Consider the following 17,501-nt stretch of genomic DNA (forward strand, 5'->3'; position numbering starts at 1 on the left):
GAGCGTAGGGTGGGTTAGCCCTGCAGATGCGCACAGCGCATCTGCTCGGCGTAACCCACCTCTTTCGTCTCCGCGGCAACAGAAGTGGTGGGTTACGCCTTCGGCTAACCCACCCTACGAAGCCTCTACCCAGCCGGCATCCGCGTCTCGACGAGGCGTGCCCAGAACGAGGCGCCGTGGCCCAGGATATTGTCGTTGAAGACATAGGCCGGGTGGTGACACTCGTTGCCGTCGCCCATGCCGACCAGCACCATCGCGCCGGGGCGTGCTTCCAGCATGAACGAGAAATCCTCGGCACCCATCATCGGGATGAACTTGTCGTTGACGCGCTCAGTGCCGACGATGTCGCGGGCTACGTCGGCGGCAAGGCCGGCCTCGCGGGCATGGTTCATGGTCACCGGATACATCCGCGTGTACTTCGTCTCGGCCGAGCCGCCATAGGCGCGGGCGATGCTGTCGGCGACTTCGCCGATGCGGCGCTCGACGAGATCGCGTACCTCGGGGTCGAGCGTGCGCACGGTGCCGCCGAGCTCGGCGACCTCCGGGATGATGTTGAACGCCGTGCCGGAGTGGAATTGCGTGATCGAGATGACCGCCGACTTCAGCGGGTCGACGTTGCGCGCCACGATCGATTGCAGGGCATTCACGATCTGCGAGCCGATCAGCACGCTGTCGACGGACTTGTGCGGACCCGCGCCGGCGTGGCCGCCCTTGCCGCGGACGGTGATCTGGATGTTGTCGGAGGAGGCGAGCATCGCGCCGGGGGTGGTTGCGAAATGCCCCTCCGGCAGGCCCGGCATATTGTGCATGCCGTAGACCTCCTGGATGTTCCAGCGCGTCATCAGCCCGTCCTCGACCATCGCCTTGCCGCCGCCGCCGCCTTCCTCGGCGGGCTGGAAAATCATGATCGCGGTGCCGTCGAAATTGCGCGTCTCGGTCAGGTACTTTGCGGCGCCGAGCAGCATCGCGGTGTGGCCGTCATGGCCGCAGGCATGCATCTTGCCGGGGACTTTCGAGGCGTAGGGCACGCCCGACGTCTCCATGATCGGCAGCGCGTCCATGTCGGCGCGCAGGCCAATGGTCTTGCCGGAGGCGGACTTGCGGCCGCGGATCACGCCGACCACGCCGGTGCGGCCGATGCCGGTCACCACCTCGTCGCAGCCGAACTCGCGCAGCTTGTCGGCGACGATGCCGGCGGTGCGGTGGACTTCGTAGAGCAGCTCCGGGTTCTCGTGAAAGTCATGGCGCCAGGCGGCCATTTCGTCGGAGAGGGCGGCAACGCGGTTGACGATGGGCATGGGTGATCCGTTCTTGATTGGGTTTGCCGTCATTCCGGGGCGATGCGAAGCATCGAACCCGGAATCTCGAGATCCGGGTTCACGCTTCGCGTGCCCCGGAATGACGTGAAAACTCAGCTCTCCCCGAACACGCGCCTGAAGATCGTGTCGACGTGCTTGAGGTGATAGCCGAGGTCGAACTGCTCCTCGATCTCGGCATCCGAGAGATACTTCCTCACCTCGGCATCCTTCTTCAGCAGCTGGAGGAAGTCGCCTTCGCCGCGCCAGACCGGCATGGCGTTGCGCTGCACCAGCTTGTAGGAATCCTCCCGGCTCGCGCCCTTCTGCGTCAGCGCCAGCAGCACGCGCTGCGAATGCACGAGGCCACCGAGGCGGTCGAGGTTCTTCTGCATGTTGGCGGGGTAGACCAGCAGCTTGTCGATCAGGCCGGCGAGGCGCACCAGCGCGAAGTCGAGCGTGACGGTCGCATCCGGGCCCATCATGCGCTCGGCCGAGGAGTGGGAGATGTCGCGCTCGTGCCAGAGCACGACGTTCTCCAGCGCCGGCGTCACATAGGCGCGCACCATGCGGGACAGACCGGTGAGGTTCTCCGACAGCACCGGGTTGCGCTTGTGCGGCATGGATGAGGAGCCCTTTTGCCCCTCGGAGAAGAATTCTTCGGCCTCCAGCACCTCGGTGCGCTGCATGTGGCGGATCTCGACCGCGATCCGCTCGATCGAGGAGGCGATCACCCCCAGCGTCGAGAAATACATCGCGTGGCGGTCGCGCGGGATCACCTGGGTCGAGATCGGCTCGGGGACGAGACCCATGGCTTTCGCCACGTGCTCTTCGACGCGCGGATCGATCTGCGCGAAGGTGCCGACGGCGCCGGAAATGGCGCAGGTCGCGACCTCCTTGCGTGCCGCGATCAGGCGCTCCTTGGCGCGCGAGAACTCGGCATAGGCGTAAGCGAGCTTGAGGCCGAAGGTCACCGGCTCGGCATGGATGCCGTGGCTGCGGCCGATGGTCGGTGTCATCTTGTGCTCGAAGGCGCGCTTCTTCAGCGCGGCCAGCACCTTGTCTAGGTCGGCGAGCAGGAGGTCGGCGGCACGGGTGAGCTGCACGTTGAGGCAGGTGTCGAGCACGTCGGAGGAAGTCATGCCCTGGTGCACGAAGCGCGCCTCGGGGCCGACGATCTCGGCAAGGTGGGTGAGGAAGGCGATGACGTCATGCTTGGTCTCGCGCTCGATCTCGTCGATGCGGGCGACGTCGAAGGTGGCGTTCCTGGCCTTCGCCCAGACCGTCTTGGCGGCCTCCTTGGGGATGGTTCCAAGTTCGGCGAGCGCATCCGCCGCGTGCGCCTCGATCTCGAACCAGATCTTGAACCGGGTCTGCGGCTCCCAGATCGAGGCCATTTCGGGACGGGTATAGCGGGGGATCATTGCGCGGCTCCAGGAAGGTGGGCGGGCGATCCTGAGGAGGCGGCGCCGGCCAAAATGCTTTTTACGCCGTGATTTAACAGAGCGGACAGGGCGAAACAAACGGTCTGACCCGCCAAAGAGGAGGATCGCCCAGCTATCCACCGGGCCGGTTCGTAGGGGAGGGGGCCGGTAAAAACCAACTGTCAATCACGGATCATTGACTGACAGATATTGAAATCTGTCATCGAGACGTGTATATCCGTTCCCGGACGCTCCGATTGGGCGTCCCGCGACAAGCCCCGGGGAGCCCGACATCCAAAGCGGATCGGAGGGCGAATTGAAGAACGGGACCGCGGACGAATGGAGACTTAAGACGATGACGACCGAAATCCTCAATTTGACCGGCGTGATTGGGCATTGGCTCAATCTGCTGGTGGCGCGCCAGATCGCGGCGCAGGCTGCGAAACTGCCTCATTAGGGCATAGGCTTTCCGAAACGACCGGCCAGGGCGCTTCGGAAGCAGCCCTACTGCCGGGAAACTGAGCCCTGAACGGGAACATGGTGCTGGCATGAATGAAGCTGTTGTCTTGACGCCGGAGCGGATCCTCGACGTCACCGAGGACGTGCTCAGGCGCTTCGGACTTGCCAAGGCCACCGTGGTCGATGTGGCCCGTGCGCTCGATGTGAGCCACGGCAGCGTCTATCGCCATTTCCCCAGCAAGGCCTCGCTGCGTGAGGCCGTCGCCAAGCGCTGGCTGGACCGCATCGACGCGCCGTTGCGGGCGATCGTCGAGGAGCAGGGCTCGGCGCCGGCCAGGCTCGAGCGCTGGCTGCGCACGCTGTTCGCTGCCAAGCGTTCGCGCGTGCTCGACGACCCCGAGATGTTCGAGACCTACTTGACGCTGGCGCGCGAGGCCTGCGCGGCGGTGAAGTGTCACAAGGACACCATGATCGACCAGATCGCGGCGATCCTGAGTGATGGCGTGAAGCAGGGCGTGTTTGACGTCGCCGACGCCAAGATCACGGCGCGCGCGATCTTCGATGCGACCGTGCGTTTCCACCATCCGGCTCATGCCGAGGAGTGGAAGGATGCCGATCTTCCCGCGCGCGTCGATGCGACGCTGGCGCTGCTGCTGCGCGGATTGAAGGCGGCCTGAGGCCGCAGGGACCCATTCAATTCGCGGTGCGGCCGATCAACTTCTCACTTTGTTAAGAACTGCGCCGTTGCGAGGCGAGGCCGAGGAAGCCGAGCGCCTTCGGGCGTGGAGGGCGGCCTCCGAGGATGGCGCGACCGGCGGACTCTCCGGATACGCATTGATTGCGATCTCGACATCGTCCTTTGACCGCTTTCGAAGGCGCTCGAATGCCAGCTCTTGGCCGAGCATCGGGCAGCGGAAATGGATAACAGCGGTATCCGGCAGGCGGCACAGTTCGTCGATCAGCTCACCGACGGTAATTATGGAGGGATGGTCGACTGACTTGTGATGACCCTTACTCATACCTGGACTCCTTTGCCGTGTTAACCGGCGCCGGATGGTCTCCGTTCCAATTTGCTTCGGCAGATTGAGAAGCCTCAAGTGGGGGGCAGGGCGGTGCGCAGTGCTGGACTCAAATCCTCGTCAGACCGCACGTCGCGGCGAGCCGCACCAGCTGCGCATCCGTGCGGGCGCCGGTCTTGGTCTTGATCAGGTAGTGATAGTTCTGCACCGTCTTCACACTGAGATTGAGATGCGCCGCGATCTGCTCGGTGGTGGCGCCGCCGGCGAACTGGCGCAGGATCTCGATCTCGCGCTCCCCCAACTGATCCAGCACCGAACCCGACGACAGGCTGTCCTCGGCCAGGATATGCGCGATGTCGTCGCTCATGGCGCGTTCGCCGCGGGCGACGGCACGGATGGCGCCGACCACCGAGGACGGCTCGCTGCTCTTGGTGACGAAGCCGCTGGCGCCGGCGCCGAAGGCGGCTTTCACCAGCACAGCCTCGTTGTGCATGGTGAACACCAGGATCCGCGCCCGCGGGCTGCGGGCGCGGATGTTGCGGATCGCCTCCAGCCCGCTCGCGCCCGGCATCGAGATGTCGAGCACCACGACATCGGGGTCGTGCGCCTTGAAGGCGCCATAGGCGTCCGCGGCGTTGTCGGCTTCCGCCACGACATGCAGATCGCCCTGGCTTTCCAGCACGCGTCGGTAGCCTTGCCGGACGATCGGATGGTCGTCGACCAGCAGCACGGAGATGCCTGTTGCTGCCACCTCGCTCATGGCGGCCTCACGCGGCGAGCGGGATGGTGGCGGCGATGCTGAGGCCGCCCCGGGCAGGCAGGATCGAGAGCGATCCGCCGGCCGCATTGACACGCTCGCGGATGCCGGTCAGGCCGAAGCCGGCCGATTGTGCGACGCGCGCCGCATCGCCGCCGCCGTCGTCCTCGACGCGGATCACCAGCGCGTTGTCGTCGCCGGTCCGGCGTTCAATGCGCAAGGAAATCTCGCGCGCCGCACTGTGACGCAGCGCGTTGGTCAGGCATTCCTGCGCCACGCGATAGGCCGTGGTGGCGGCCGCTCCCCGCACGTCCGTCAGATCGCCCCTGAGGTCGAGCCGGATGGTCGGCCGCGCCGCGCTCTGCGAGCGCCAGCTGTCGACCAGATTGACAAGGCTTGCCTCGAGCCCGAGCTCCTGGGGGAGCGGATTGCGCAGACGCTTCAGCGCATCGCGCAGCGAGGCCATCAGATGATGGGTGGCCTGCGAGATCATCCGCGCATCCTGCGCGATGCCGATGTCGGCGTTTCCCTTCTTGCTCGCCGTCTCGATCGTGTTGGCGAAAGCGAGAATGGCGGACAGGTTCTGCCCGAACTCGTCGTGCAACTCGCGGGCGAGGGCGCGGCGCTCGTCGTCGCGGATCTCGATCAGGCGCCGCGTCAGCGCGGCGCGCTGCTCGGTGGCTTCCTCCAGGCGGCCGCCGAGCTCCTCGACGGCGCGGCCGATCATCGCCAGCTCCATCGAGCGGAAGCGCGGCAATTGGCTGCGATATTGTCCGCGCGCCATGCGCTGCAGCGCCGTCACGATCGCACGCGCCGGGGCCAGCGCATGCGCGATCGCGAGCGATGCCAGCAGTGCGATCGCCGCCGCCATCAACAGCGCGACGTCGATCACGTTGAGGATGTATTCCCAGGCGAGCGAGATCGCGGCGGCCGCATCCGGCGTCGCGACCACCGTGCCGGCGGAAGCGGCCCGGGGACTGACCGGCCGTATCACCTCGGCGTGGCTGCCGAGGATCATCGGCACGATTGCGGCGAACCAGCGCGGCGGCGCCTTGCCCAGCCCCTCGCTCTGGCCGCAGAGCGGTTTCTCAAAAGCGATGGCCGGCTGGAACTCGACGCAGACGCCGGGCGAGATCAGCTTCATGGTCTCCAGGGTGCGCCAGTCCGGAACCGGCAGGATATGCTCGCGGGCCCTGCTGCTGCGCAACAAAAGCTCGCGCCAATACAGCCCCTGAAGCGCCTGCGCGACGCGCTGCGCCGAGGCTGCGGTCGCCCGATCGACGCTGCGATAGGCGTCGAACGTGGCCCATATGGTTGCCGCGCCCAGGCACAGAGCCACGATGAGCAGCAGACGGGCGACAAGCTGAAGCACGAGGCGCATGCGATCACCCTCGACGTTTGATAAGGTCAGCCTAACAACGCCGCCGCGCCTTGCCAATTGCGGGGTTCGGCAGGATCGCAGCTCGGGCAAATTTCCCAAGCCGGATTGGGCATGGGTCTTTGGACCTGATACGGCGGCTTTGATCTAATCGGGTGGAAATTTAGGGGGCCAATCGTTACGGCCCGAGGAGCGGTGCAGCATGAGTTCGATGACGATTGGACCAATCGCGAGCCAGGCCGCCGATCCATCCGAGCGGAGCGCATTGCTGTTCTGGATGATCTTCACTGGGCTCTCGATCTTCGCCGCGGTGCTGCTGTGGCGGTTCGGGCTGATCCACCTGATGGTGACGTCGGACCGCACCTACATCTCGAGCGTGATCGCGTTGCTCTATGTCGTCACCTGCGGCCATTGCTTCCTGCGGACGCGGGCGATCGCGCGGGAGGGGACGGCGGCGCGGCGCTGCCGCGCCGTGTTGTCGGCCGGCGGCGGCAAGGCGCTCGACGCGGGCGCGGCGGAACTGCCGCGCGGTCTCGTGCGCGACCACATTGAGAGCCTGGTGACCAAGGCCGCCGCGCAGGACTACCGCCCGGTCGACCAGACCCTGCTGCTGCGGACGCTCGCCGACCGCTTGCGCGGGTCCAACGGATTCGGGGCCTTCGTCTCCGACACGCTGATGAAGCTGGGCCTGCTTGGCACCATCATCGGCTTCATCATCATGCTCGCGCCGATCGCCGGGCTGGATGCCGCCGACAAGGTCGCGATGCGCTCCTCGATGGGCCTGATGAGCGACGGCATGGCCGTTGCCATGTACACGACGCTCGCCGGCCTCATCGGCTCGATCCTGGTCCGCATCCAGTATTACATGCTGGACGCCGCGACCCAGCTGGTGTTCTCGGATGCGGTGGTGCTGACCGAGACCTATGTGACGCCGGTGCTGGAGCGCAAAGGTTCTGGTGCGCAGCCATGATGGACGATTTCGGTCTCTATCCGCGTGAGGAGCCGTTCGATCCGCTGGGCGTGATGCTGTTCAAGGCGCTCCAGGTCATTGCGTTCCTGTTCTTCCTCGCGCTGCTCGCGGTCTCGCCGGACGCCAAGGAAGGCAAGATCGACTCCAAGGCGGAGTTCATCATTACGATGGACTGGCCGGACAGTCATCCTGACGATCTCGACCTGTTCGTGCAGGATCCCGCCGGCAACATCGCCTGGTATCGCCACCGCGAGGCCGGCTTCCTCACGCTCGACCGCGACGACCGCGGCGGCGCCAACGATTTTATCATCGTCAACGGCAAGAAGATCGCCTCGCCGATCCGTGAGGAGATCGTGACCGTGCGCGGCATCGTCGCCGGCGAATACACCGTCAATATCTCGCATTTCCAAGCCACCACGGGCGAGCCCGTTACGGCAAGCGTGAAGGTGCAGAAGCTCAACCCGACTGCGCAGGTGGTCTTCGACAACAAGCTCGTTCTCAGCCGTACCGGCGACGAGAAGACCGCGGTGCGGTTCCGGCTCGATGCCGAGGGCAAGGTCATCAATGTCGACCAGCGCCCCAAATCGCTGCTCGAGACGTTCCGCAACGTGCGCGCCAACGGCGCCGACCTCGATCCCAAGACCGGTGTGAGGATGCGCCGTGAGTAATCTGCAGACGATCATCCTGACCCTGTCGGTCGCCTACGCCGTCATCGGCGCCCTGCTGCTGGTCGTGCTGGTCTATGCGCGCCTGCACTGGTCGCTGAAGGCGGTCGCGGTGATCGTGACCAGCGCCTTCTATGTCGTCAGCTTCACCGAAATGCGCGGGCTGCTCGGCTGGGCCAGTTCCGACCGGCTGCCGGCGTCCTTCAAGCTGTTGAAGGCCCGCATCGTCGAGCCGCACTCGCTTGAGGGCGATCCCGGCTCGATCTATCTGTGGGTCGAGCAGCTCGACGAGGACAATCGCCCGAGCGGCATCCCGCGGGCCTTCCGCGTGCCCTACAACGACAGGCTCGCCGACAAGACCCATGCCGCGGAGAACGAGATCGCGCTCGGAAATCCGCAAGGCGGCCGCGCCGCCGACTTCGGCGGCGGCGATGGCAGCATCATCGACATGGTCCGCGAATATGTGACGCCCAAGACCATCTTGGAGACGACCGGCGGCGATTCCTCGACCGGCGAGTTCATCGCCCCGCCGGCCGGCGCGCAAGGCGCCGTGTTCACCCCGCTGCCGCCGCCCCGAATGCCCCCGAAAGACGAGCAATAGGCTCTCCGCCATCGTCCGCGGGCGCTGGCAAAGGCCGCCGCGCTGGCGCATGGTCTTGACCTCCCTCAAATTGGCCTTATCGGCTTTCAATAAGAATTCAAGGGTGGAGGGTGCGTGCTTCTCGCTGTCTTTTCGGATATCCACGGCAACCGGCAGGCCTTCGAGGCCTGCCTGAAGGTCGCCCGTGCGAAGGGCGCGGAGCAATTCGTCCTGCTCGGCGATTTCGTCGGCTATGGCGCCGATCCCGAATGGGTGGTGGATACCGCGATGGAGCTCGTTGCCCAAGGTGCTGTCGCCGTGCGCGGCAATCACGACCAGGCGGTCAATTCCTCGGCGGAGACCATGAACGCCGAGGCGCAGGTCGCGATCGAATGGACCCGTGGCCGGCTTGATACCGCGCAGCGGAGGTTCCTGACTGAATTGCCGATGCTGGTCGAGGACGACGATCGTCTCTTCGTGCATTCGGAAGCCTCCCACCCCCAGCGCTGGCACTATGTGCGCTCGACGGTGGAGGCCGCCAAGAGCCTGATCGCGACACCGGCCCACGTCACGTTCTGCGGCCATGTCCATCGTCCCGCACTCTATTCGATGTCGGTGACGGCGAAGATGACGAGCTTCGTGCCGAAGACCGACGTCCCGGTGCAGCTGCTGCGCGGACGGCAATGGCTCGCCGTGCTCGGCTCGGTCGGCCAGCCCCGCGACGGTGATCCGTCGGCAGCTTTCGTCTTGTTCGACACCGAATCGTGCCAGATCACCTATTGCCGCGCGCCTTATGACGTCGCGACCGCAGCGGGCAGAATTCGCGACAACGGTCTGCCGCATTGGCTCGCCGATCGGCTGTCGCAGGGGCGCTGAAGGCAATGCCGAAGCCTCTGGTCAAATCCGGCGCGGTGATCGATGGCTACACCATCGGCGAATGCGTTCACGCCGGCGGCATGGCGACGCTGTGGACCGTCACCCATCCCGGCATCGACGTGCCCCTGCTGATGAAGATACCGCGGGTCTCGGAGGGCGAGGATCCCGCCGCGATCGTCTCCTTCGAGATGGAGATGATGATCCTGCCGCGGCTTGCGGGGCCGCACGTCCCGACCTGTTTCGGGACCGGCGATTTCGCGCACCAGGCCTATGTCGTGATCGAGCGCATCGGTGGCGCCACGCTCTACAAGCGGCTGCCCGACCTGCCGCTGCCTTATGACGAAGCGCGGCAGCTGGTCGCCAGGATCGCGAGCGCGCTGGCCGACCTGCACCGGCAGAACGTGATCCATCACGACATCAAGCCGAGCAGCATCATGTTCCGCGAGAGCGGCGAGGCCGTGCTGATTGATTTCGGCCTGTCGCATCACAACCACCTGCCGGATCTGTTGCAGGAGGAGTTCCGCCTGCCTTACGGCACTGCGCCCTACATGGCGCCCGAGCGGCTGTCGGGGGTGCGCGACGATCCGCGCAGCGATTTGTTTTCGCTCGGCGTGCTGCTCTACTTCTTCACCACCGGCGAGCGGCCGTTCGGCGAGGGCGAGACGCTGCGCGCGATGCGGCGCCGGCTGTGGCGCGATCCGCATCCGCCGCGCAAGCTCCGCGCCGACTATCCGCCCTGGCTCCAGGAGGTGGTGCTGCGATGTCTCGAGATCGAGCCGGTGTGGCGCTATCCGACGGCGTCCCAGCTTGCTTTCGACCTCGCCCACCCGGACCAGGTCAAGCTCACCACGCGCTCGGAGCGGGTCAAACGCGACCCGCTCAGCGTCGCCTGGCGGCGCCGGTTCAATCTGGGTGTCATGGCGCCGCGCGCGAAGTCGGATGTCGCCGCCCAAATCGCATCGAGCCCGATCCTCGCGGTCGCGCTCGACACGGTGGAAGGCGCGCCGGAGCTCAACGAAGCGCTGCGTGTGACCACCGAGCGCATCCTCGCCACCCTGCCGTCAGCACGGCTCGCCTGCCTCAACGTGCTCAAGCTGAGCCGGATCGCGGTCGACCGCACCTTGGACGAGCAGGGCTCCAACAAGCATATCGACCGCCTGGTCGCACTCCGGCACTGGGCGACGCCGCTCAAACTGGATGAGAGCCGGCTGACGGCTCATGTGCTGGAGGCGGTTGATCCCGCCGCCGCGATCCTGGAATTCGCCGAGGTCAACCAGGTCGACCACGTCATCATCGGAGCCCGGCAAGACTCATTCAGGCGCACGCTGCTCGGCAGTGTCTCGGCCAAGGTGGCCGCGGAAGCGGCCTGCACCGTCACCGTGGTACGGCCGCCGCGGATGGCCGGCGACGCCGGCAAATCCGATTCCGGCGAAGGACCGGGATAGGCTGCCGGCCGACTTGAACGGGCGGATCAGGCTGCGTGAGCGGCGTGAGCGACCCGCTTGCGGCGGATCGGCCAGGAGAATTGCGGGCCGGGCTCACCGTGATCCGCGCTGCCGCCGAAATACTGGATGATCTCGCGGCAGGGCTCGCAATTGAACAGGTTACGCGACGCGGATGCCTTGATCATTTCTTTCAGGCAGTTCGGGCAGTGCGGTTTCATGGGGTGGTCCGAAAGAGGGAAGTATCAATGCTGCGACGCCAACGAATGATCGAGGTCCGTGGTGTCGAGTCTGGCATCATCGTCCATCGCGCCGTCGGTGCGATCGAGGCGGCCGAAGAAATAATCAAGGCCCGGATGCGGGCGGCGCGGGATCCGGCACCTGCGCTTCGGCTGGCGCTTCACGAGCGTGATCTGCATGGCGCTCAGCCCCGGCGACGACGAAGGTGCATGACGCGGGCAGAAGCCTCGGCCTTCACCGGTCGCGCCACGTACAGGCTGCGAGCCGCAATCGCCGCGTTGAACGCCAACCACAACGCTACACCAGTCCAGAGCAGGATCGCCGTCATGATGTCCTCCCGTCAAAAGCAGGCAGGAATCACTTGCGGTGATTTGCGCGAATCAGTGAAGTCCGGATGAGTACGGATCAAGACTGCAATTTTAGGCATTGCGCATTGCAGCACCCGTAACAGCCGCAGGTTTTTCCACGGTCCGCCTGCGTCCCGATGCAGCTCAAATCGCTTCGCCGCGGGCCCCTAGCGCCGCGTTGCGGATCGCGGCGATGTTGGCCTTGTAGGCATCCTGCGTGCCGCCCCGGAATACGGATGTGCCGGCGACGAAGGCGTTGGCGCCGGCCGCAGCGAGCGCGCCGGCGACATCGGGGCCGACCCCGCCATCGACCTCGATGTCGATCGGGCGTCCCGCCGTCATCGCGCGGATGTCGCGGATCTTTCCGATCGCCGAGGGAATGAAGGCCTGGCCGCCGAAGCCGGGATTGACCGACATCACCAGCACGAGGTCGACGAGATCGAGCACGTATTCGAGCGCGCTGACCGGCGTGCCTGGATTGAGCGAGACGCCGGCCTTCTTGCCGAGCGCACGGATCGCCTGCAGCGAGCGGTGCAGATGGGGACCTGCCTCCGCATGCACGGTGATGTGGTCGCAGCCGGCTTTCGCAAAGGCTTCGAGATAGGGGTCACACGGCGAGATCATCAGATGCGCGTCGAACACCTTCCTGGTGTGCGGGCGCATCGCCTTGATGATGTCGGGACCGTAGGAAATGTTGGGAACGAAGTGCCCGTCCATCACGTCGAGATGGATCCAGTCGGCGCCGGCGGCGTCGACGGCGCGCACCTCTTCGCCGAGCCTGGAGAAATCCGAGGCCAGTATCGAGGGCGCGATGGCCAGCGGGCGGGGGGTAAAGGCTTGGGTCATGGCGCGGTTTCCCGTGGCGGCCGTGAAAGATGGGCCTCGCCTAACATGGGCCTCCATGACGGGCAATGCAGGACAGGCGTGCTTGCTGTGGGCGGAAAATTCTGCCCCAGCCGGCACGAATTGCCGGTGTTCCGCGGCCGTCCAGGGCGCGGCGTAGCCGGATTTCATTGAACTTTTTGCGCTGGCACGACGCTTGCTGACGACACCTGCAGAACATTGGCCGCGGCATGCCGCATCCGTTGGAGTTGTGCAATGTTGTTTGCCCTTGGGGCCGTCGGGGCCGTATCGAGCGCACTCGATGCGATTCAGTCGCTGACGAACTCGAAATCGCCCTCCTCGACGCACAAGACGAACTCGGCGCAGGGCGCGACCAATCCGTTCGCGATCGACAGCGGCAGCAGCAATACGACCAGCGGCGCGACTTCGTCGGTCAATTCGGGCAATCGCCCACAGATTTCGCCGGAAACGATGAGCGCGCTGATCGCGGCACAAGGCCAATCGTCCGACGGCAGCAGCGTGGCGACCTCGACGTCGTCGAACGCAACGTCGAAAGGCCGGGATGCTGCACTCAAGGATCTGTTCTCGCAGATCGATGCGGATGGCGACGGCAACATCACCAAGTTCGAGTTCGAGGACGCACTGGGAGCTGGCGGGACCAACTTAGCGCAGGCCGATGACGTGTTCTCCAAGATGGACGCGAACTTCGACGGCAACGTCAGTCTCGACGAGATGTCGAAGGCCCTGAAGAGCGGTCACCACGGCCACCATCACGCGGAGAGTGCCGGCGGCTCGGGCGATGGATCGGATTCATCGTCGAAGTCCGTCGGCGGATCGACCTCGACGACGACGACCGCTGCCGACGGCTCGACCACCACCACCGTCACCTATGCCGACGGCTTCAAGATGTCGACGACGGTGCCGGGCCCCTCCAGCCCCCGCAATTCGGCCTATGATCTGTTCGCGCAGTTGATGCAGCAGCAAGGCGGCCAGGGCCAGGGCTCTTCGGCGGCGGCCGGTTCGTCGATGTCGATGAGCGTCTGAGCGGCATCCGAGATCATCCGGCATGTTCGTGCGTGATGTCACGATAGCCGTAGCGGTCACGGATTTCGTGGTTGAAGAACGCGCCCTTTGAGCGCGCTTGCCGGAACGCTGCGGCAACCTCGGGCGGAACGTCCTCATAGACATAGAGGCGTCCGCTGACGAAAGTCACCTTCAGCTCCCGCGTGTCGGGCGCATAGCGGAAGAACCGGATCACGGAAGACGGCATGGCAGTACACCTGAGGCCGCCAGGGTAACGCCGCATCAGCCGTTTCGTTTCTAGCCGAATCTGTCCTTCCACGCCGGCTGCGCCCCGGGAACGGCAGCGCGGCCGCGCTGTACACGGCGCGGCCGATCGCGCGCGCGACCACGTTGGCGGCGACGGTGCCGAGCTCGGTGAGGCCGACCAGCGGCTCGATTGGCTTCTCGCCGGTCGCTGCCGCAAACAGCACGTCGCCATCGGTCGGTGCATGCACCGGATAGATGGCGCGGGCAAAGCCGGTGTGCGCGATCATCGCCAGGCGCTTGGCCTGGGGCTTGGTCAGCACCGCGTCGGTGACGACGGCCCCGATGGTGGTGTTTTCGCGCGCGCTCGCCGCGGGACCGCCCTTGATGCGCATGCGAAGCATGTCGTCGGTGAACGTGTCAGGCAGGCCGCGGCCGCCGAATTCGCCGCCGAGCTCGAACGGCGCCGCCCAGAACCACGGCCCGTCGCCGACGGTAACGGTGCCCACCGCGTTGACGGCGACGATCGCCGCGACCTTCACGCCATCAGGAGTCGCCGCCGAAGCCGAGCCGAGCCCGCCCTTGAACGTCGCGGTGGTGGCCCCGAGGCCAGCGCCGACGCTGCCGAGCGCGAAGTCGGTGCCGGCGGCAGCGGCCGCGGCGTAGCCGAGGTCGCGATAGGGCGAGAAGCGGCCCCAGGCCTTGTCACCGCCGTTGAGCAGATCGAACAGGATCGCGCCCGGCACGATCGGGATCAGGGCTTCGCGAACCCTGAAGCCGCGCCTTTGCTCGGCGAGCCAGGCCTGGACGCCGCCGCCGGCATCGAGGCCGAAGGCGGAGCCGCCGGACAGCGCGATCGCATCGACCCGCTCGACGGTGTTGGCAAGATCGAGCAGGGCGTCCTCGCGCGTGCCGGGACCGCCGCCGCGCACGTCGATCGCGGCGACCGCGGGGGAATCGAAGATGATCGCGGTGGTGCCGCTGGCGACTTTGGCGTCCTCGGCATGGCCGACGCGGACCCCGGCAATGTCGGTGAGCAGGTTCTTCAAGATGGCCTCGCGCGCTGAAAGGAGCTCGCCTTGCGATAGCGCAGGGATGCCGCAGGCTCAACTCGCCAGTGCAGTCCTGAGCATCTTGGCGAGTTCGGTCTTGCGGTAGGGCTTTGCCAGCAGCAGCACGCCGGAATCGAGCCGGCCGTGATGGACGATGGCATTCTCGGTATAGCCCGAGGTGAACAGGGTCTTCAGGTCGGGGCGGCGGCGGACGGCTTCGTCGGCCAGCTGACGGCCGTTCATGTTGCCCGGCATGATGATGTCGGTGAAGAGCAGGTCGATGGTCTTGTCGTTGTCGAGGATGGTCAGGGCCTCGGCGCCGTTGGCGGCCTCAAGCGCGGTGTAGCCGAGGCTCTTGACCTGGGTCACCACATATTGCCGCACCAGCGCATCGTCCTCGACGATCAGGATCTTCTCGTTGCCGCCGGTGACGGGCACATTCTGCAGCGCCTCGAATTCGCTCTCCTGCACGCCGCTCGAGCGCGGCAGGTAGATCTTCACGCTCGTGCCATGGCCCTGCTCGCTGTAGATCTTGATGTGGCCGCCGGATTGCTTGACGAAGCCGAACACCATGCTCAAGCCCAGTCCGGTGCCCTTGCCGACCTCCTTGGTGGTGAAGAACGGGTCGAACACGCGGTCGATCAGCTCGGGCGGGATTCCGGAGCCAGTGTCGCTGACCGCGATCATCACGTAATTGCCGGCGACGACGTCGGGGTTCATGCTGGCATAGCCGTCGTCGAGGAAGATGTTGCGGGTTTCCAGCACCAGCGTGCCGCCCTCCGGCATGGCGTCACGAGCGTTCAGCGCGAGATTGAGGATCGCGGTTGACAACTGGCCGGGATCGACCAGCGTCGGCCATGCATCCTCGGTGAGCTGCGGCACGATGGTGATCTGCTCGCCCAGGGTGGGGTGCAACAGCTTGGCGGCCTCGAGCGCCAGCGCATTGACGTCGATCTCGCGGGGCTGGAGCGGCTGCTTGCGGGCGAAGGCCAGCAGATGCTTGGTCAGCTGCGCGCCGCGCTCGGCGGCGTCGTCGATCAGCTTGGTGATCGCAGCCAGCTCGGGGCGGTCGGCGACCGCGTCGGCCAGGATGCCGATCGTGCCGGTGATGACGGTCAGCACGTTGTTGAAATCGTGGGCGACACCGCCGGTCAGCTGGCCGACCGAGTCCATCTTCTGGACGTGCCGGAACTGGGCTTCGGCGGCCTGCTTCTCCGTGAGATCCCGGCCGATGAAGAAATGGCGCTTCACGGGCTCGGACCAGGTGCCCATCCAGTTCAGTGTGACCTCGTGGCCGTCGTAGTGATAGTAGCGCGCCTCGAAACTGCGCTTGACCGCGCCGCGCCGCGCCGCCCGCATCTCCTCCCGCGTCTTCTCGAGGTCGTCAGGATGGATGAACTCAGTCGCGCTGTGCCCGATCATGTCCTCCGGGTTGAAGCCGAGGATGTCCTTCACGCTCGGGCTGACCTGGACGAAATGGCCGAAACCATCGGTGACCAGGATCAGATCCTGCGAGGTCTCGAAGATGCGCCGGCGCTCCTCGGTCTCGCGCCGCAACTTCTCGCGCGCCTCCTTCTCCTCCGTGATGTCATGGGCGATCTTGGAGGCCCCGATGATCTCTCCGTTGTCCGATTTCAATGGCGAAACATTCAGGACGACGTCGAGCGCGCGGCCATCCTTCCGAATCCGCACCGTCTCGTGCTGGGCGATCGACTCGTTGCCGGCGATCCGGTTGAGGATGCTCCTGACTTCGTGCTTGCGGTCCGGCGGCACGATGATGTCGATCGACCTTCCGACGGCCTCCGCGGCGGAATAGCCGAACAGATGCTCGGCGGCCTTGTTCCAGCCGGTGATGATGCCGTCGAGCGTCTTGGTGATGATGGCGTCGTTGGAGGATTCGACGACGGCGCCGTACAGCGCGAGGCGCTTGCCGTAGTAATCGCGTTCCGAGGCCGATTGCTGGCGCAGCCTGCCGACGAGGCCGACGGTGTGCACCTGCAGGCGGACATTCTCGATCAGCAGCACCGCGAGCACGAAGCTCGACGCGCAGAGGCCGTAGAGACGGCCGGCGTAGAAACCGAGATCGAAGCGCGCGACGTTGACGATCGCAGACAGCGCGATGTCGAACAGCCATGCGCACATCACGACCATCAGCCAGACGTCGATCACCGAATGCGGGCGGCGGAACCATAGCAAAACGAGAGCGGCGAAGCTCAGCGACCACACGAAGGATACGACCCCGATCATGGTCGCCGTGTAACGGCCGTCGCGGAGCAGCACCGGCAACAGATCGTGCTGGGCGGTGACGATCCAGGTAAAGGCACCCATGGCCGCGACGACGCCGAGCGCGATGGCGCAGATCGCGTTGCTGGTCGGACCCTTGATCGTGGGGCCGCCGTCCTTTTCCTTCTGCCAGGCATAGCCGAGCACGAACAGCGGGAAGACGCCGTGCCAGATCATGTAGAGCCAGACGGTGGTCTGGCTGCCCGCGCCGAACAGTCCGGTCGGGGTGAACAGGCCGGGGAAGGTAAGGGCGTGGGCCAGCGCCGCCGCGGCGGTGAAGAGATAGCCGGTCGACAGCCACAGCAGCGCGCGGGTCCGCAACACCGAAAACTGCGACAGCAGCAGCACTGCCGTGATGATGTCGCTCACGGCCAGGGCGGATTGATAGCTCGCGACGAAGGCGGGGACCGGCGGCAGCGGGATACCGGCGAACGGCACGGCCAGGGCGAACAGGATCGAAGAGGCGCCAACGATCCACAGAGCCGCGTTCCGGTCGGTTGAGGTGGCCGGCAGAGTGGAAAGAAATGTGCTTCGGTCAATCGCAGGCGCGTTCATCTCGTGCAGACCCGTGTTGAGCATCTCCGCAGTTCCAAGATCTGGCAGCC

18 protein-coding genes and 1 pseudogene are annotated in these 17,501 nt (G+C 65.7%); 7 read left to right on the top strand and 12 right to left on the bottom strand.

The features are described 5' to 3' along the window. Positions 1-125: 125 nt before the first annotated feature. Complete coding sequence (locus tag ACETMP_RS01640) at positions 126-1,298, bottom strand: M20 aminoacylase family protein (RefSeq protein ID WP_375159666.1); 1,173 nt, start codon at positions 1,296-1,298, stop codon at positions 126-128. 113 nt (positions 1,299-1,411) lie between these two features. After that, on the bottom strand, positions 1,412-2,719 hold the full coding sequence (gene purB, locus ACETMP_RS01645) for an adenylosuccinate lyase (protein ID WP_375159667.1): 1,308 nt from the start codon (positions 2,717-2,719) through the stop codon (positions 1,412-1,414). 548 nt (positions 2,720-3,267) lie between these two features. On the opposite strand from purB, the gene ACETMP_RS01650 reads away from it, so the two are divergent. Continuing rightward, positions 3,268-3,855, top strand: a complete 588-nt coding sequence (locus ACETMP_RS01650; protein ID WP_375159668.1) for a TetR family transcriptional regulator — start codon at positions 3,268-3,270, stop codon at positions 3,853-3,855. Between the two features lie 36 nt (positions 3,856-3,891). Here ACETMP_RS01650 and ACETMP_RS01655 read toward each other — a convergent pair whose 3' ends face one another. From ACETMP_RS01655 to ACETMP_RS01665, 3 genes are all read right to left on the bottom strand, one after another. Beyond that, positions 3,892-4,197 (bottom strand): hypothetical protein, encoded by a 306-nt coding sequence (locus ACETMP_RS01655; RefSeq protein ID WP_375159669.1) that lies wholly within the window; start codon positions 4,195-4,197, stop codon positions 3,892-3,894. Between the two features lie 109 nt (positions 4,198-4,306). Further along, complete coding sequence (locus ACETMP_RS01660; protein ID WP_257175394.1) at positions 4,307-4,957, bottom strand: response regulator transcription factor; 651 nt, start codon at positions 4,955-4,957, stop codon at positions 4,307-4,309. Between the two features lie 7 nt (positions 4,958-4,964). Further along, positions 4,965-6,335 (bottom strand): sensor histidine kinase, encoded by a 1,371-nt coding sequence (locus ACETMP_RS01665; protein WP_375161813.1) that lies wholly within the window; start codon positions 6,333-6,335, stop codon positions 4,965-4,967. Between the two features lie 199 nt (positions 6,336-6,534). On the opposite strand from ACETMP_RS01665, the gene ACETMP_RS01670 reads away from it, so the two are divergent. The 5 genes from ACETMP_RS01670 to ACETMP_RS01690 all read left to right on the top strand — a co-directional run bounded on the left by ACETMP_RS01670 (position 6,535) and on the right by ACETMP_RS01690 (position 10,868). Beyond that, the gene (locus ACETMP_RS01670; protein ID WP_375159670.1) at positions 6,535-7,302 is read left to right on the top strand and encodes a MotA/TolQ/ExbB proton channel family protein; all 768 of its coding nucleotides are present in this window, start codon (positions 6,535-6,537) and stop codon (positions 7,300-7,302) included. Next, entirely contained in the window at positions 7,299-7,970 is a 672-nt protein-coding gene (locus ACETMP_RS01675; RefSeq protein WP_375159671.1) for a hypothetical protein, read from the top strand. The genes ACETMP_RS01670 and ACETMP_RS01675 overlap by 4 nt, the downstream gene beginning before the upstream one ends. Continuing rightward, positions 7,963-8,568, top strand: a complete 606-nt coding sequence (locus ACETMP_RS01680; protein ID WP_375159672.1) for a hypothetical protein — start codon at positions 7,963-7,965, stop codon at positions 8,566-8,568. Before ACETMP_RS01675 ends, ACETMP_RS01680 begins: the two co-directional genes overlap by 8 nt. Before the next feature lie 114 nt (positions 8,569-8,682). Next, the gene (locus ACETMP_RS01685; protein WP_375159673.1) at positions 8,683-9,423 is read left to right on the top strand and encodes a metallophosphoesterase family protein; all 741 of its coding nucleotides are present in this window, start codon (positions 8,683-8,685) and stop codon (positions 9,421-9,423) included. Positions 9,424-9,428: 5 nt separating this feature from the next. Continuing rightward, entirely contained in the window at positions 9,429-10,868 is a 1,440-nt protein-coding gene (locus ACETMP_RS01690) for a serine/threonine protein kinase (RefSeq protein WP_375159674.1), read from the top strand. A gap of 26 nt (positions 10,869-10,894) precedes the next feature. On the opposite strand, the gene ACETMP_RS01695 is transcribed toward ACETMP_RS01690, so the two are convergent. The 4 genes from ACETMP_RS01695 to rpe form a co-directional block, all read right to left on the bottom strand. Further along, entirely contained in the window at positions 10,895-11,086 is a 192-nt protein-coding gene (locus tag ACETMP_RS01695) for a hypothetical protein (RefSeq protein ID WP_375159675.1), read from the bottom strand. A 24-nt stretch (positions 11,087-11,110) separates the two neighbouring features. Continuing rightward, positions 11,111-11,284, bottom strand: a complete 174-nt coding sequence (locus ACETMP_RS01700; protein ID WP_375159676.1) for a hypothetical protein — start codon at positions 11,282-11,284, stop codon at positions 11,111-11,113. Positions 11,285-11,289: 5 nt separating this feature from the next. After that, positions 11,290-11,433, bottom strand: coding sequence for a hypothetical protein (locus ACETMP_RS01705; protein ID WP_375159677.1), 144 nt, complete (start codon positions 11,431-11,433; stop codon positions 11,290-11,292). A 163-nt stretch (positions 11,434-11,596) separates the two neighbouring features. After that, complete coding sequence (gene rpe, locus ACETMP_RS01710) at positions 11,597-12,298, bottom strand: ribulose-phosphate 3-epimerase (RefSeq protein ID WP_375159678.1); 702 nt, start codon at positions 12,296-12,298, stop codon at positions 11,597-11,599. A 252-nt stretch (positions 12,299-12,550) separates the two neighbouring features. On the opposite strand from rpe, the gene ACETMP_RS01715 reads away from it, so the two are divergent. Further along, the gene (locus tag ACETMP_RS01715) at positions 12,551-13,339 is read left to right on the top strand and encodes an EF-hand domain-containing protein (protein ID WP_375159679.1); all 789 of its coding nucleotides are present in this window, start codon (positions 12,551-12,553) and stop codon (positions 13,337-13,339) included. A gap of 13 nt (positions 13,340-13,352) precedes the next feature. Here ACETMP_RS01715 and ACETMP_RS01720 read toward each other — a convergent pair whose 3' ends face one another. From ACETMP_RS01720 to ACETMP_RS01730, 3 genes and pseudogenes are all read right to left on the bottom strand, one after another. Next, on the bottom strand, positions 13,353-13,508 hold the full coding sequence (locus tag ACETMP_RS01720; protein WP_375161814.1) for a KTSC domain-containing protein: 156 nt from the start codon (positions 13,506-13,508) through the stop codon (positions 13,353-13,355). 107 nt (positions 13,509-13,615) lie between these two features. Continuing rightward, positions 13,616-14,610, bottom strand: a pseudogene (locus tag ACETMP_RS01725) (P1 family peptidase). Between the two features lie 57 nt (positions 14,611-14,667). Beyond that, a complete protein-coding gene (locus ACETMP_RS01730; RefSeq protein WP_375159680.1) occupies positions 14,668-17,475 on the bottom strand; it encodes a PAS domain S-box protein in 2,808 nt (935 codons plus the stop codon). Positions 17,476-17,501: the final 26 nt, after the last annotated feature.

It is taken from the genome of Bradyrhizobium dasycarpum, from assembly GCF_042019905.1.
GTDB lineage: Bacteria > Pseudomonadota > Alphaproteobacteria > Rhizobiales > Xanthobacteraceae > Bradyrhizobium > Bradyrhizobium japonicum_B.

Excerpts from the sequence above, each read along its gene's own strand:
- ACETMP_RS01640 (WP_375159666.1), bottom strand. The coding sequence starts at position 1,298 with ATGCCCATCGTCAACCGCGTTGCCGCCCTCTCCGACGAAATGGCCGCC.
- purB (WP_375159667.1), bottom strand. The coding sequence starts at position 2,719 with ATGATCCCCCGCTATACCCGTCCCGAAATGGCCTCGATCTGGGAGCCG.
- ACETMP_RS01650 (WP_375159668.1), top strand. The coding sequence starts at position 3,268 with ATGAATGAAGCTGTTGTCTTGACGCCGGAGCGGATCCTCGACGTCACC.
- ACETMP_RS01655 (WP_375159669.1), bottom strand. The coding sequence starts at position 4,197 with ATGAGTAAGGGTCATCACAAGTCAGTCGACCATCCCTCCATAATTACC.
- ACETMP_RS01660 (WP_257175394.1), bottom strand. The coding sequence starts at position 4,957 with ATGAGCGAGGTGGCAGCAACAGGCATCTCCGTGCTGCTGGTCGACGAC.
- ACETMP_RS01665 (WP_375161813.1), bottom strand. The coding sequence starts at position 6,335 with ATGCGCCTCGTGCTTCAGCTTGTCGCCCGTCTGCTGCTCATCGTGGCT.
- ACETMP_RS01670 (WP_375159670.1), top strand. The coding sequence starts at position 6,535 with ATGAGTTCGATGACGATTGGACCAATCGCGAGCCAGGCCGCCGATCCA.
- ACETMP_RS01675 (WP_375159671.1), top strand. The coding sequence starts at position 7,299 with ATGATGGACGATTTCGGTCTCTATCCGCGTGAGGAGCCGTTCGATCCG.
- ACETMP_RS01690 (WP_375159674.1), top strand. The coding sequence starts at position 9,429 with ATGCCGAAGCCTCTGGTCAAATCCGGCGCGGTGATCGATGGCTACACC.
- ACETMP_RS01695 (WP_375159675.1), bottom strand. The coding sequence starts at position 11,086 with ATGAAACCGCACTGCCCGAACTGCCTGAAAGAAATGATCAAGGCATCC.
- ACETMP_RS01700 (WP_375159676.1), bottom strand. The coding sequence starts at position 11,284 with ATGCAGATCACGCTCGTGAAGCGCCAGCCGAAGCGCAGGTGCCGGATC.
- ACETMP_RS01705 (WP_375159677.1), bottom strand. The coding sequence starts at position 11,433 with ATGACGGCGATCCTGCTCTGGACTGGTGTAGCGTTGTGGTTGGCGTTC.
- rpe (WP_375159678.1), bottom strand. The coding sequence starts at position 12,298 with ATGACCCAAGCCTTTACCCCCCGCCCGCTGGCCATCGCGCCCTCGATA.
- ACETMP_RS01715 (WP_375159679.1), top strand. The coding sequence starts at position 12,551 with ATGTTGTTTGCCCTTGGGGCCGTCGGGGCCGTATCGAGCGCACTCGAT.
- ACETMP_RS01730 (WP_375159680.1), bottom strand. The coding sequence starts at position 17,475 with ATGCTCAACACGGGTCTGCACGAGATGAACGCGCCTGCGATTGACCGA.